We start from the raw sequence: 14,768 nt of genomic DNA, 5'->3' as shown, positions 1-14,768 counted from the left end.
GACTGTCGTTTTTGGAATAAGCGTTTGACGCTCAGGCACATGCCGTTGGCGCGATCACGACGCAAGCGGTCGCGCTCGGGCGATAACTGTCACAGGGATTTGTTAGCGTCGGTGTCTTTCACTCAGGGAGAAAACGCATATGAAGCTCGCTTCGAGATTGTTTGCCGCCGCGCTGTGCCTTGGCCTTGCCGGCCAAACCATGGCCGCCACCGAGTTGAAACACTGGCCGGCCCCCGCCGCCAAGCAACTGAACGAAATGATCGCCGCCAACGCCAACAAGGGTAACTTCGCGGTGTTCGACATGGACAACACCAGTTACCGCTACGACCTCGAAGAATCCCTGCTGCCCTACATGGAAAACAAAGGCCTGATCACCCGCGACAGCCTTGATCCGTCGCTCAAGCTTATGCCTTTCAAAGACACCGCCGACCATAAGGAAAGTCTGTTCAGTTACTACTATCGCCTCTGCGAAGTGGACGACATGGTCTGCTATCCGTGGGTCGCCCAGGTGTTTTCGGGGTTCACCCTCAAGGAACTCAAAGTGCAGGTCGATGAGCTGATGGCCTCCGGCAAGCCCGTGCCCGTCAGCTATTTCGAAGGCGATGTGGTGAAGAAGTCCGAGGTGCAACCGCCGAAAGTCTTCACCGGCCAGGCCGAGCTGTACAACAAGCTGATGGAAAACGGCATCGAGGTGTATGTGATGACCGCCGCCTCGGAAGAACTGGTGCGCATGGTCGCCGCCGATCCGAAGTACGGCTACAACGTCAAACCCGAGAACGTCATCGGCGTGACCACCCTGCTCAAGGACCGCAAGACCGGCGAACTGACCACCGCACGCAAACAGATCACCGCCGGCAAATATGACGAGAAGGCCAACCTCGGCCTGGAACTCACCCCTTACCTGTGGACCCCGGCGACCTGGATGGCGGGCAAGCACGCGGCAATCCTCACCTACATCGACGAGTGGAAAAAACCGGTATTGGTAGGTGGCGACACGCCGACCAGCGATGGCTACATGCTGTTCCACGATGTGGATGTGGCCAAGGGCGGCATCCACCTGTGGATCAACCGCAAGGACAAATACATGACCCAACTGAACGGCATGATCGCCAAGCATGCGGCGGCGCAGGCCAAGGAAGGGTTGCCGGTGACGGCGGACAAGAACTGGGTGATCGTCAAGCCTGACGAAATCCAGTAGCCCGACGCAACCTTGTAGGAGCCCGGCTTGCCGGCGATGGCGTCAGTGAGATCAATGCAAGACTCAAGGCCGTCATCGCCGGTAAGCCGGCTCCTACAGAGGTCGGCAAAATAGATATCAATTGCGAACCAATCTCATCCTCTGCTAGCGTGCGCACTTCCTGAACCGTCCGTTCTTCTCAAGGTAGTGCTGTGTCCTCCTGGAATTCGCAGATCGCGCGCCTGTTCGCGGAGCAGAAGAAAGCCCTCGAGGCCTTCGTCACCCGTCGCACGGGCAGCGCTCAGGTGGCCGCTGACTTGACCCAGGAATCGTTCCTGCGCCTGGCGCGCCTGGATTCCGGCGAGAAGATCGACAACCTCCCAGCCTTCCTTTTCACCATCGCCAGCAACCTGGTGCGTGATCACCAACGCCAGGCCATCCGCCGCGAGCGCCTGGATGCCGGTGAACCCAGTGAAGAATTGCCTTGCAGCAATCCTGGCGCCGATGAGCAATTGGCTGCCTATCAGCAGGAGCAACTGATGCAGGACGCTATCCTGGCGTTGCCCGAGGCGACTCGGCAGATCTTCCTGCTCTATCATGTCGACGAACTTTCCTACCGCGAGATTGGCGAGCGACTGTCGATCACCCCGCGCAGCGTGGAATACCAATTGCGTCGCGCCTTGATTGAATGCCGCGCCTACATCAAGACGCGGCTCGCCAGCGACACACAAGGACGTCGGTCATGACCGCCACACCCACTGCCGACGAATTGTTCGAAGAAGCGTCTGGCTGGTATTTCCGCCTACAGGCCGAAGATGTCACGGCAGCCGAAATGGACGCCTTTGCCGCCTGGCTTGGGCAGGGCCAGCCACAGGATGACGCTTGGCAGGAAGTGCAGGCCATGCTCGGCGGTTTGCGTGAACCGGCGCGGGTGATCCGCCGCGCCGAACAGGCTGCCTGGCGCCAGCCTGCGCGCCGTTGGGCATATGCCGCTGCCATATTGCTGTCAGTGGGCCTGGCCGTGCAGAACACACCCTGGCTCGACCGCCTGCGCGCGGACTACGCCACCCGCACCGGCGAATCGCGCACTGTCGAACTGGCCGACGGCTCCCAGTTGCAACTCAACACTGACAGCGCGATTCAAGTGCGCATGAGCGGCGGTGAGCGTCAGATTCGTCTGCTGCGTGGTGAAGGGTTTTTCAGCGTGACCAAGGACCCGGCGCGGCCTTTCGTGGTGCAGTCCGGCGATGGCTGGGTGAAGGTGGTCGGCACCCAATTCAGCGTGGCGCGGCGTGATGCACAGACGCGTGTGCAGGTGGCTCAGGGCAAGGTGCAGGTCAGTGCGGGCAGTGGTGAGCCGGTCTACCTGGAGCCAGGCCGGGCGGTGGAGTATCAGGACCAGCACCTCGCAGAGGTACATGGCTTCGACCCGGCCAGCGGTTTCGCCTGGCGCCAACGGCAACTGGTGTTCCGCCAGCAGCCGCTGTCGGAAGTGGTCAGCGAGTTGAATCGCTACTGGCCCGGCAAGACTCTGGTGATGGGCGATGCGCTGCGCAATCGCGTGGTGTCCGGCGTGTTCGAGATCGACAAACCCGACGCCGTGATCAAGGCGCTGGAATACACCCTCAACCTGCACGCCGAGCACTACACCCCGTATTTGCTGGTGTTGCGCGAAGGCAAAGCGTCCTGACGACAACTTTTTCAAAATAGTTTCAGGGTTTCCCCGCGAGCCATCGTCCTTGATCACTGAGGCGTAAATAGTAAGCACTCTCAAGTAGTGCGGCGCCGATCACAGACTTTTTTGCACCGGGGAGCTTCATCCATGGCACACCGATACGCCGCACGGCCCTTGCTGGCACTGGCCATTTCCTTGGCCTGCGGCACCGCACCGCTGTACTTGCAGGCCGCTGAGACCATTCAGGCACAGACCTACCGTTTTGATATTCCAGGGCAGAGCCTGGACGGTGCGCTGGCAGCTTTTTCGGCGGTGACACGGGTGCAGGTGTTGGTGAGTGGTGAATTGACCCAAGGGGTGGTGTCGCCGGGGGTGAGTGGCAATCTGGGCCAACGTGAAGCCTTGGGGCAACTGCTCGGCGGCACTGGGCTGAGCGCGGCGTTTATCAACGCCGATACCGTCACCCTGGAAAAACGCGTGGACACCGGCGGCGCTCTCGAAGTCGGTGCCACCACCATCAGCGCTGAACGCTTGGGGGCGACCACCGAAGGCACCGGCTCCTACACCACCGGTGCCGTGACCCTCGGCAAAGGCGAGCAAAAGCTCAAGGACATCCCGCAATCGGTCAGCGTCATGACCCGCAAGCAGATGGACGACCAGAACACCACCAAACTCTCCGAAGTGGTCAAGCGCACCCCCGGCCTGACGGCGACCAAGTCCCCTGGCCCTGGCATGTTTATCTTCTCCCGTGGTTTTGAGGTCGGCACCCTGCAATACGACGGCGTCGGCATCCCGCGCAACACCTACGCGCTGGGCAGCTACCTCACCGAAAACATGGCGATCTATGACCGCGTGGAAACCTTGCGTGGTCCGGCCGCCTTGCTGCAGGGCGCGAACAGCCCCGGCGGCACGATGAACCTGGTGCGCAAGCGCGGGCAACAGGCGCCGACCGTCACCGTCACTGCCAAGGCCGGTTCCTGGGACCACTACGGCACACAAGTGGACGCGGGTGGCCCGCTCAATACCGAAGGCACCTTGCGCGGCCGTTTTGTGGCTGATTACGACACGACCGATTCTTTTGTCGATTACGCCGGCGGTTGGAACCAGACGGTTTATGCCGCGGTGGACTACGACTTCACGCCAGACACCACCGTCGGCGTGGGCATCAGCAACCAGAAGGGGCACTCGCGGCCCAACTTCATGTCGCTGCCCCGGTATGCCAACGGCAGCGATATCGGCCTTTCGCGCTCGACCTTTGTCGGCGCCAGTTGGAACCGTAACGTCAATAACCAGACCCAGGTGTTTGCCGATATCGAGCATCGCTTCAACGATGACTGGAAAGTGAAGGCTGCTCTGGTGGCCATGGATGAGCACAACGACGCGACCTACCAGGCCACGTGGGACACCATCCCCAATCCCGGTGACACCGGCACCGTGCGTTACGTGGACTGGGTCACTGATTTCAACACCAAGAGTCGCGGTGTGGACGTGTATGTCGACGGTAAGTTCGAAGGCCTGGGGTTGCGGCAGGAGATGGTGCTGGGCGCCAACTATTCCAAACTCACCACAGATGATTTCTGGGCGCGCGCGGCGACGCCGGGGGCGGATATCTTCAATATCGACCACAACCGTCCGCAGCGCGACAGGAACCAGTTGTTCCAGGCAGGGAATGCGACGAAGAGCTGGTATGACATTCGCCAGAAGGGGATTTATGGCACCTGGCGCGTCCAAGTACTGGACCCGCTGACGTTGATCCTCGGTGCACGTACCAGTTGGTATGACTATTCCTATAAGGACGAGAGCGGTGCCAGGGGGGTGTACGGCGAGCCGACCAGCAGCACCACGCAAAGCAATGGTCACGTCACGCCCTACGCCGGCCTGGTTTATGCGCTCAACGAGCAATGGTCGGCCTATGCCAGCTATACCGACGCCTTTGAGCCCCAAACCAACCTGACCACCTCATTGACCGTGCTCAAGCCCATTGAGGGCCAGAACTACGAGCTGGGCCTGAAAGGCGAACTGGCGGATGGCCGCCTCAATACGTCGTTCGCGGTCTTCCGCTATGACCAGGAAAACCGTGCGGCTCAAGACCTGCAAGGCGGCAAGGTTTGTGGCGGCTGGTACTGCTCGCTCGCGTCCGGCAAGGTTCGCAGCCAGGGCTTCGAGGCCACCTTGAGCGGTGAGGTGCTGCCGGGCCTGCAACTGGTTTCCAGCTACACCTACAACACCACAAAATTCATCAAGGACGACACTTACGAAGGCAAGATCTTCAGCACCTGGACGCCCAAGCACCTGCTCAAGGTCTGGGGTGACTACCAGTTGCCGGGGGACTGGAGCGACGTCAGTGTCGGCGCCGGTGTGACCGCGCAAAGCAGCACCGTCGCCTATGACCGCACATTCAGCGTGCCCGGCAATGCCTTGTGGGATTCGCGGGTGGCCTACAAGATCAACCAGGAATTCACCGTCGCGGCGAACCTGAACAATATGTTCGACAAGAAGTACTACATCCCGGCTTACAACGCGAACTGGGGCAGCAACTACTATGGCGACCCGCGCAATGTGATGTTCACCATGACCTACACGCCGCAGTTCTGAGTGCAACCGGAATAAAAATGCCCCCCACGTGGCGGGGCATTTTCATAGGCTCAAACAAGCCACGCTATCGCGCGTCACTTCACCGATTTCAGATGCCAGTTCCATTGCGCAACCAACGCGTTCTCACGCAATTTGATGAACAGCCCATAGTCGCTCAGATAGGCTGCCTGATAAGTCCAACCTTTCATCTGAACGCAGTCGAGTACCTGAGCTTGCCCCTTCAGGTCCGGGGTCAGGGTGGCAGCCGGGATTTCCCGAGCGACCTTGCAGGTCACGGTTCTTGGTTCACTGGTCTCTGACGAAGGACTGCCATCGGGGTTGATGGATTTTGACCATGTCTGGGTGTAGCTCACCTCACTGGCGAGGGGCAAGTTACGCCAATCGCCTTGAAAGCTCAGGCCAACCAAGAGACGGGTCTTCACCTTGTCACTGCCGGTTTTGCGGTCGAGACCTTGGCTGTCCAGATCAAACAGGCCTTGGAAGGTCAGCTCCTGGTTAAAGCCGAGTGCCGAGTCGCGCGTTTGTACCAGTGTCTGGCCGGATGCGTTGTCGACACTGATAAATGCCTGTTTGGTCTGGTCGCCCACTCGGGTGTTGTTGAAGAGCACGGCGTCATAGTCATACGCCAGCTCGCTCAGGGTGCGGGTTGGCGCAGGCAGGCCGAGCGCTCGGATGGCCGCCAGCACGGCCGGGTTGGCATTGGTTGCGCTGGCAACGGGTGGCAATGGCTGGCGCGCCTTGAAAGCGGGTAAATGGGTCAGCTCCACCGGCGCCTGGCACAGAGCCTTGAAGAGCTGGGCATGTTTGCCGGAAGCTTGATCCAAGGCTTGCGGCTTGAATTGTCGACGGATTTCGCCGTTGATCATCTGGCGCGTTTCATCAAGGTTGAACTGGCTCATCAACGTGATGGTGCGTCGTGTGCAATCCAGCGTCAGCCGCTCCTGCCGTTGAGTAAACAACGATGCGTTCTTGGCGACCTGATAGTGCAGGTAATCCTGTGCGACCCAGGCGGATATCTGACTGCTTTGCTGCTGCACGCTGTTACGGTCGATCAGCAGCCAGCCCTGATCGGCAGAGGTTTGCAGCATCCGCCAGTCGGGGACGGGGCGTGCCTTGCATACGCTCTGCAATTGAGCGCTTTGCTGCAGTTGTTGGGCCTGTACCGTCGGCAGGTCGACGCCTGTTGCCGGTGAGGGAGTAAATGCCCGCAGGCCCGAGCGCGTGGGGTAGAACATCCTTCCAGGGCCTTGTGTGCAATAGGCGTCGAACTGCACAGAGATCGGGTTTTGCTGCAAATCGACGGAGTACGCGACCCTGTCGCCGTTGCGCAGGATGGTGTGGTCGAGCGCCGGCAGTGTCATGGCTTCGTTGAAGAGTGCCAGGCCTGGGTCCACCTGAGGCTTTTGCAGCGAGCTGCAACCGGCCAACGCCAATAGGGAAAGCGCCCATGCAGCCGGGTGTAGAGCGGTAGAGCGGGCATCCATGCGGGTAAGTTCCTTGAGAATACAGTTGCGCCTGTTATCGGCCGGCGTATGAAAAACTACAGCGTCAGAACGCCAGGCAAAAAAATGCCCCGCACGTGGCGGGGCATTTTTATGGGCGCAGCTTACAGACCGTCAAGCATCGCCTTGTTACGCACAGCACCCTTGTCGGCACTGGTGGCCAGCAGGGCGTAAGCCTTCAATGCGGTAGTCACTTTGCGTGGACGCTTCTCCACTGGCTTCCAACCCTTCTTGTCCTGCTCAACCCGGCGCGCGGCCAGTTCTTCATCGCTGATCATCAGGTTGATCGAACGGTTCGGAATGTCGATCAGCACCTTGTCACCATCCTGCACCAGGCCAATCGCGCCGCCGGCAGCGGCTTCTGGCGAAGCGTGGCCGATGGACAGGCCCGACGTACCACCGGAGAAACGGCCGTCGGTCAGCAGAGCGCAGGCTTTGCCCAGGCCCTTGGATTTCAGGTAGGACGTCGGGTACAGCATCTCCTGCATACCCGGGCCGCCTTTCGGGCCTTCGTAGCGGATGATCACGATGTCGCCTTCCTTCACTTCATCAGCGAGGATGCCGCGGACCGAGCTGTCCTGGCTTTCGTAGATCTTGGCGCGGCCTTCGAAGACGTGGATGGACTCATCCACACCGGCGGTTTTCACCACGCAGCCATCCAGGGCGATGTTGCCGTACAGCACGGCCAGGCCGCCTTCTTGGGAGTAGGCGTGCTCGACACTGCGGATGCAGCCGTTTTCACGGTCGTCGTCCAGGGTGTCCCAACGGGTCGACTGGCTGAACGCAGTTTGCGTAGGGATACCCGCTGGGCCTGCCTTGAAGAAGGTGTGCACGGCTTCGTCATCAGTCTGGGTGATGTCCCACTTGGCGATGCCTTCGGCAATGGACTTGCTGTGTACGGTCGGCAGATCGGTGTGCAGCAGGCCGCCACGGGCCAGCGAACCGAGGATCGAGAAGATCCCGCCGGCGCGGTGCACGTCTTCCATGTGGTACTTCTGGATATTCGGCGCGACTTTGCACAGTTGCGGCACGTGACGGGACAGGCGGTCGATGTCGCGCAGGTCGAAATCGATCTCGGCTTCCTGGGCCGCGGCCAGCAAGTGCAGGATGGTGTTGGTGGAACCGCCCATGGCGATGTCCAGGGTCATGGCGTTCTCGAACGCCTTGAAGTTGGCGATGTTGCGCGGCAACACCGACTCATCGTTGTCGTGGTAGTAGCGTTTGCACAGTTCGACGATGGTGCGGCCGGCCTGCAGGAACAGCTGTTCACGGTCGCTGTGGGTCGCCAGGGTGGAACCGTTGCCCGGCAAGGCCAGGCCCAGGGCTTCCACCAGGCAGTTCATCGAGTTGGCGGTGAACATGCCGGAGCACGAACCGCAGGTAGGGCAAGCGCTGCGCTCGTATTCCGCGACCTTCTCGTCAGAAGCGCTGGAATCGGCGGCGATGACCATGGCGTCGACCAGGTCGAGGCCGTGGGAGGCGAGCTTGGTCTTGCCGGCTTCCATCGGGCCGCCGGACACGAAGATCACCGGGATGTTCAGGCGCAGGGAAGCCATCAGCATGCCGGGGGTGATCTTGTCGCAGTTGGAGATGCAGACGATGGCGTCGGCGCAGTGGGCGTTGACCATGTATTCCACGGAGTCGGCGATGATCTCGCGGCTCGGCAGGGAATACAGCATGCCGTCATGGCCCATGGCGATGCCGTCATCCACGGCGATGGTGTTGAATTCTTTGGCGACACCGCCGGCGCGTTCGATCTCGCGGGCGACCAGTTGGCCCAGGTCCTTGAGGTGGACGTGGCCCGGTACGAATTGGGTGAACGAGTTGGCAATCGCGATGATCGGCTTCTTGAAGTCGTCATCTTTCATCCCCGTGGCACGCCACAGTGCGCGCGCGCCGGCCATGTTGCGGCCGTGGGTGGATGTTTTCGAGCGGTAATCAGGCATTGGAGCACTCCGGGCGGCTAATCGGTATCAATGGGGAGTGAGCTTCTATTGACGTCTGGAACACTCAGAAATGGCCGTGTGTCCGGAAGTTGCCACTCGCGTCGCGGGATCGCCGCGTGCTTGGGCCTCGAGCTCATAAACCCGCCGGGGGATGACTGGCGATGAATAGCGTCGATTCTACACCGCTGGCGGCTGGAGGGAATGGCCGAAACCGTGAAGATAGCGGCTACGGGACGTGCGGGAGACCCACAACCGACTGTAGGAGCCGGCTTGCCGGCGATAGCGGTGGTTCGAGTGACGATGCAGCGTCGGTTAGCTCGCCATCGCCGGCAAGCCTGCTCCTACAGTCGGTTAGCGTCCAGTTCTGGCATTGGTCAGCCAGCCCCACAGGCTAAAGACGATGAAGCTCAGGGCGATGGTGATCAATAGGTTGGACCCGGTTTGCGCCAGGGCGGCACTGCTGACGGCGGCGGTCAGGAACATGATGCTATTGCCCGCCGAGGCAGCAGTACCCGCACTGCTTGAGAACAGCAGCATTGCCGCAGAAATCGCCGCCGGACGAACCAGGGTCACGGCCAGCGCGCTGATTAGCATCGGGATGAGCAACGTCACTGGGGTGACGGCATCCAGGCTGACGATCAGTGTTAACAGCACGCCCGCGACGAGCAGCAGCCCCAGGCCGATATTGATTTGCCGGGACAGCGAAATCCGCTTTTGCAGGTACGAGGCCGCAACGCCGCCAAGCAAGTAGGCCACGCCATAGACCATCAACACCAACGCGTACTGGTATTCGGAGAGCTTCAGCGCATCCATGAAAATCAGCGGTGTCACGCTGATCAAGGCGAAGTAGCAGGCGAATACCAGTGCGGCGATCCACCAGTAGCGCAGGAAGTCGCGATTACGGGCGACGGCTTTCAGGGTACCGATGATCGACACCGGCGTGCGGTGTGGGCTGGCGGACTTCGACGGCAGGATGCAGAGGGCGTGGATCAACATGCCCAGTGCCATTACGGCGAACCCATAAAAGCTGCCTTGCCAGTCGAAGGTGGTTTGCAGCCAGGAGCCGATCAACGGCGACAGCGCAACGAATGAACCGCTCAGGGTCATGTAGTAAAGGCGCACGCGAGCGCGGTCTTGCTCCTCGAACAGGTCTTCCACCAGTGCGTGGCCCAGTACGAAGAACCCGCAACCCATGGCCTGGACACTGCGAAACAGCAGGAAGGTCAGGTAGTCCGTCGCCAGTGCGCAACCGAGGGCACCCAGGATCGACAGCGTAATGCACCCGAGCAGGACTTCCTTGCGCCCCCATTTGTCCGACAGCGGGCCGGTGATCAGTTGAGAAATGGAAAAGACCAGGGTGAACAGGCTGATGGACAGCGCGACCTCGGCGATGGGCGTATCGAACCTTTCAGCCAAGGCCGGAAAGGAGGGCAGCAGGATATTGATCGGGAAAAAACTGATCAGGGAGATGCAGGTGATGAGGATGAAGCGCGAGAGTTGTTGGCGTTTTATCTCGCCACTGAGCGGGGGCGAGTAGGTGGACTCAGACATTGTTTTTGTTTTCCGGAGTAATTCCAGAAACCGATACTAGTCTGCGAAAAATGGAATTCAATCCATAACGCCATGAAGCCTGCAAATCCCCTGTAGGAGCCGGCTTGCCGGCGATAGCGGTGGGTCAGGCGCTGATGCAGCGCCAGGCATAACGCCATCGCCGGCAAGCCGGCTCCTACAGGGGGGCGGTGTTAGTTAACTGTTTGGCAACAACCGGCAAGTAATGCTCTTGATGTAACGCGTCTCGGCAATCGCCGGGTGCACCGGATGATCCGGACCCTGGCCGCCACGCTCCAGCATCTGGATATTGCGATCCAAATGACGAGCGCTGGTCAGCAGGATGTTTTGCAGGTCATCTTCCGGCAGGTGCATGGAGCACGACGCGCTGACCAGGATGCCGTCCTTGCTGAGCAGGCGCATGGCTTGCTCATTCAAGCGGCGGTAGGCGCCTTCGCCGTTCTTCATGTCTTTTTTGCGTTTGATGAAGGCCGGTGGGTCGGCGACGATCACGTCGAAGCGTTCTTCGCTGGCTTTCAGTTCTTTCAAGGCTTCAAACACGTCGCCTTCGATGCAGGTCATCTTCTCGGCAAAGCCGTTCAGCGCGGCATTGCGCTCCACGCCGTCGAGGGCGAAGGCGGAGGCGTCGACGCAGAACACTTCACTGGCGCCGAAGGCCGCAGCTTGCACGCCCCAGCCGCCGATGTAGCTGTACAGGTCGAGCACGCGCTTGCCTTTGGCATACGGGGCCAGGCGTGCGCGGTTCATGCGGTGGTCGTAGAACCAGCCGGTCTTCTGGCCCTGGATCACCGGGGCTTCGAATTTCACGCCGTTTTCTTCCAGCGCAACCCACTCCGGCACCAGGCCGAACACGGTTTCGACGTAGCGGTTGAGGCCTTCGGCGTCGCGCGCGGCGGAGTCGTTCTTGAACAGGATGCCGCTCGGTTTGAGCACTTGGGTCAGCGCGGCGATCACGTCTTCTTTATGCGCCTCCATGGTCGCCGAGGCGATCTGCACCACCAGGATGTCACCGAAACGGTCGACCACCAGGCCTGGCAGCAGGTCGGAATCGCCGTAGACCAGGCGGTAGAACGGCTTGTCGAACAGGCGGTCGCGCAGGGACAGGGCGACGTTCAGGCGGTGCACCAGCAGCGACTTGTCCAGTGGCAACTTGATGTCGCGCGACAGCAGGCGAGCGCAGATCAGGTTGTTCGGGCTCATGGCCACGATGCCCAGGGTCTTGCCGCCGGCCGCTTCCAGGATAGCCTGGTCGCCTGCCTGGAAGCCGTGAAGTGGGGTGGCGGCCACGTCGATTTCGTTGCTGTAGACCCACAGGTGGCCGTTGCGCAAACGACGATCGGCGTTGGCTTTGAGACGCAGGCTTGGCAGGGACATGACGTCGCTCCGGAAAAAAGAGCGGGAGTATACCTGTTGCGGCGCGGTTCATGTGGGAGTGGGCTTGCCCGCGATGCAGGCGGCGCGGTGTATCTGACGTACGGCGGGGATGCAATCGGGGGCAAGCCCCCTCCCACATTTAGTCCGATTTCAATCGGGCATTTGGGTGTCGGTCAGGTTTGCTTAGAGGTTAGAATCCCCGCCTAGCCCAGAGTATGTACTTATGTCCCAAGAGCTTTCCGCCGAACAGATCCAACAGGCCCTGCAAGGCATCAGCGTGCCGCCCCAACCGCAAATCATGGTGGATTTGCAGATGGAGCAATACATGCCTGACCCAGACCTGGAAGTGATAGCACGGTTGATCGCCCAAGACCCGGGCCTGTCCGGTGCATTGCTGAAGATCGTCAACTCGTCGTATTTCGGCCTGAGCAACAAGATCGCCTCGATCCAGCGCGCCGTGAACCTGCTGGGCAGCCGTTCGATCATCAACCTGATCAACGCGCTGTCGATCAAGGGCGAAATGAGCGACGACACCATCGTCACCCTCAACCGCTTCTGGGACACCGCGCAGGATGTGGCGATGACCTGCCTCACCCTGGCCAAGCGTACCGGCGCCCAGGCGGTGGACGAGGCTTATGCCCTGGGCCTGTTCCACGATTGCGGCGTGCCGCTGATGCTCAAGCGTTTCCCCAATTACATGTCGGTACTGGAGCAGGCCTACGCCAATGCCGGCCCCGACTGCCGCGTGGTCGACACCGAGAACAACGCGTTCAACACCAACCATGCCGTGGTCGGTTACTACACCGCCAAGTCCTGGCGCCTGCCGGAACATGTGACCGACGCCATCGCCAACCACCACAACGCCCTGGCGGTGTTCAGCGATGAGTCTTCGCGCAATTCTCAGCTAAAAAATCTGCTGGCGATCCTGAAGATGGCCGAGCACATCTGCTCGTCCTATCGCGTGCTGGGCAACCATGCGGTGGACCATGAGTGGAATGCCATCGGCCATCTGGTGCTGGACTACGTGGGCCTGTCGGACTACGACTTCGAAAGCATGAAGTTGTCGATCCGCGAGCTGGGCGCCCACTGACCCTTTCTTCACGAGGTACACATGCCCGAGTTACCCGAAGTCGAAACCACCCGACGCGGCATCGCGCCACACCTGGAAGGCCAGCGGGTCAGCCGCGTGGTGGTGCGTGAACGGCGCCTGCGCTGGCCGATCCCGGAAGACCTCGATGTGCGCCTGTCCGGGCAGCGCATCGTGTTGGTGGAGCGGCGGGCCAAATACCTGTTGATCAATGCCGAAGTAGGCACCTTGATCAGCCATTTAGGCATGTCGGGCAACTTGCGACTGGTGGAGGTCGGCATGCCGGCGGCCAAACACGAGCATGTGGATATCGAGCTGGAATCGGGCATGGCCCTGCGCTACACCGACCCGCGGCGTTTCGGCGCCATGCTCTGGAGCCAGGACCCGCACAACCACGAGCTGTTGCTACGCCTGGGGCCGGAGCCGTTGACCGACCTGTTTGATGGCGAGCGCCTGTTCCAACTGTCCCGTGGCAAGTCGATGGCGGTGAAACCGTTCATCATGGATAACGCGGTGGTGGTGGGTGTGGGTAATATCTACGCGACGGAAGCGCTGTTTGCGGCGGGGATTGATCCGCGTCGGGCTGCTGGCGGCATTTCGCGCGGGCGTTACTTGAAGCTGGCGATTGAGATCAAACGCGTGCTGGCCGCTGCCATCGAGCGCGGCGGCACCACGTTGCGCGACTTTATCGGCGGGGACGGGCAGCCGGGGTATTTCCAGCAGGAACTGTTCGTCTACGGCCGGGGCGGCGAGGCATGCAAGGTCTGCGGGAGCGAGTTGCGCAATGTGGTGCTGGGGCAGCGCGCGAGTGTGTTTTGCCCTAAGTGCCAGAGCTGATCTTGTGTGATGGCTGATGCCGCCTTCGCGAGCAAGCCCGCTCCCACATTCGACCGCATTCTCATATTGGAACTCGGTCAACTGTGGGAGCGGGCTTGCTCGCGAAGAGGCCCTTAAGCCTTACCGGTAATCTTGCGGTACTTCTCCATCAGTTGCTCTTCCGTCTCCGGATGAGCCTCATCCAGCGGAATGCAATCCACCGGACAAACCTGTTGGCACTGCGGCTCGTCATAGTGGCCGACACACTGGGTGCACAGGTTGGGGTCGATCACGTAGATCTCTTCGCCCTGGGAAATTGCGGCGTTCGGGCACTCGGGTTCGCAGACGTCGCAGTTGATGCAATCGTCGGTGATGATCAGGGACATGGAAACTCCTGCCAGGGCTGTCAGCCAAGGCATCTGAAAACTAATGCGCGCAATTGTGCCGCATTGGCGCCCGCAGTGCGAGCAGGCGCCGATTGAATGGTGTTACTTCTTGAAGCGCAGCGTCAACGCATCTGCCACAGCCGGATGCACGAACTTGGTGATATCCCCGCCCAAAGCGGCGATTTCACGGACCAACGTCGAGGAAATGAACGAATAGCGTTCCGACGGGGTGAGGAACAGGCTTTCCACGTCCGGCGCCAGTTGGCGGTTCATGTTGGCCAGCTGGAATTCGTATTCGAAGTCCGACACCGCACGCAGGCCGCGCAGGAACACATTGGCGTTCTGTTCTTTGGCGAAATGCGCCAGTAGCGTCGAAAAGCCCACCACTTCGACGTTGGGCAGGTGCTTGGTGACCTCACGCGCCAGTTCCACGCGCTGTTCCAGGGGAAACAGCGGATTTTTCTTGGGGCTGGCTGCGACCGCGATGATCACATGGTCGAACAAGCGTGAGGCACGTTCGACCAGATCGCCATGGCCTTTGGTAATCGGGTCGAAGGTTCCTGGGTACAACACTCGGTTCATCGCGTCGTCCTGGCGGAGTCCGTTGGGGAACCGGATGGTATCGCAGCCATCCCGGTCGG

General features: G+C 60.6%; 12 protein-coding genes. 6 read left to right on the top strand and 6 right to left on the bottom strand.

The window, feature by feature from the left end:
* Positions 1–139: 139 nt before the first annotated feature.
* From U367_RS0120030 to U367_RS0120015, 4 genes are all read left to right on the top strand, one after another.
* Complete coding sequence (locus U367_RS0120030) at positions 140–1,198, top strand: HAD family hydrolase (protein WP_028618332.1); 1,059 nt, start codon at positions 140–142, stop codon at positions 1,196–1,198.
* A gap of 191 nt (positions 1,199–1,389) precedes the next feature.
* Entirely contained in the window at positions 1,390–1,923 is a 534-nt protein-coding gene (locus U367_RS0120025) for an RNA polymerase sigma factor (RefSeq protein WP_028618331.1), read from the top strand.
* Positions 1,920–2,867: a FecR family protein gene (locus tag U367_RS0120020; protein ID WP_028618330.1), complete on the top strand. Its 948-nt coding sequence runs from the start codon at positions 1,920–1,922 to the stop codon at positions 2,865–2,867. Before U367_RS0120025 ends, U367_RS0120020 begins: the two co-directional genes overlap by 4 nt.
* A gap of 132 nt (positions 2,868–2,999) precedes the next feature.
* Positions 3,000–5,447: a TonB-dependent siderophore receptor gene (locus U367_RS0120015; RefSeq protein WP_028618329.1), complete on the top strand. Its 2,448-nt coding sequence runs from the start codon at positions 3,000–3,002 to the stop codon at positions 5,445–5,447.
* 74 nt (positions 5,448–5,521) lie between these two features.
* Here U367_RS0120015 and U367_RS0120010 read toward each other — a convergent pair whose 3' ends face one another.
* The 4 genes from U367_RS0120010 to U367_RS0119995 all read right to left on the bottom strand — a co-directional run bounded on the left by U367_RS0120010 (position 5,522) and on the right by U367_RS0119995 (position 11,838).
* Positions 5,522–6,931: a surface-adhesin E family protein gene (locus tag U367_RS0120010; protein ID WP_028618328.1), complete on the bottom strand. Its 1,410-nt coding sequence runs from the start codon at positions 6,929–6,931 to the stop codon at positions 5,522–5,524.
* Between the two features lie 122 nt (positions 6,932–7,053).
* Complete coding sequence (ilvD, locus tag U367_RS0120005) at positions 7,054–8,895, bottom strand: dihydroxy-acid dehydratase (protein WP_028618327.1); 1,842 nt, start codon at positions 8,893–8,895, stop codon at positions 7,054–7,056.
* Between the two features lie 351 nt (positions 8,896–9,246).
* Positions 9,247–10,446 carry an MFS transporter gene (locus U367_RS0120000; protein WP_028618326.1) on the bottom strand — a complete coding sequence of 400 codons (1,200 nt, stop codon included), beginning with the start codon at positions 10,444–10,446 and terminating at the stop codon, positions 9,247–9,249.
* Positions 10,447–10,641: 195 nt separating this feature from the next.
* Complete coding sequence (locus U367_RS0119995; protein WP_003195152.1) at positions 10,642–11,838, bottom strand: class I SAM-dependent rRNA methyltransferase; 1,197 nt, start codon at positions 11,836–11,838, stop codon at positions 10,642–10,644.
* Positions 11,839–12,115: 277 nt separating this feature from the next.
* On the opposite strand from U367_RS0119995, the gene U367_RS0119990 reads away from it, so the two are divergent.
* Entirely contained in the window at positions 12,116–12,928 is an 813-nt protein-coding gene (locus tag U367_RS0119990) for an HDOD domain-containing protein (protein WP_174890972.1), read from the top strand.
* Positions 12,929–12,949: 21 nt separating this feature from the next.
* Positions 12,950–13,762: a bifunctional DNA-formamidopyrimidine glycosylase/DNA-(apurinic or apyrimidinic site) lyase gene (mutM, locus tag U367_RS0119985; protein WP_028618324.1), complete on the top strand. Its 813-nt coding sequence runs from the start codon at positions 12,950–12,952 to the stop codon at positions 13,760–13,762.
* Between the two features lie 113 nt (positions 13,763–13,875).
* On the opposite strand, the gene U367_RS0119980 is transcribed toward mutM, so the two are convergent.
* Positions 13,876–14,127, bottom strand: a complete 252-nt coding sequence (locus U367_RS0119980; RefSeq protein ID WP_003195146.1) for a YfhL family 4Fe-4S dicluster ferredoxin — start codon at positions 14,125–14,127, stop codon at positions 13,876–13,878.
* Between the two features lie 102 nt (positions 14,128–14,229).
* Entirely contained in the window at positions 14,230–14,709 is a 480-nt protein-coding gene (coaD, locus tag U367_RS0119975; RefSeq protein ID WP_003176711.1) for a pantetheine-phosphate adenylyltransferase, read from the bottom strand.
* Between the last annotated feature and the right edge of the window lie 59 nt (positions 14,710–14,768).

The sequence above is a fragment of the Pseudomonas canadensis genome, assembly GCF_000503215.1.
GTDB lineage: Bacteria > Pseudomonadota > Gammaproteobacteria > Pseudomonadales > Pseudomonadaceae > Aquipseudomonas > Aquipseudomonas canadensis.
Note: the sequence above shows the minus strand (reverse complement) of the source record. Positions and strands in the feature narration are given on the sequence as shown.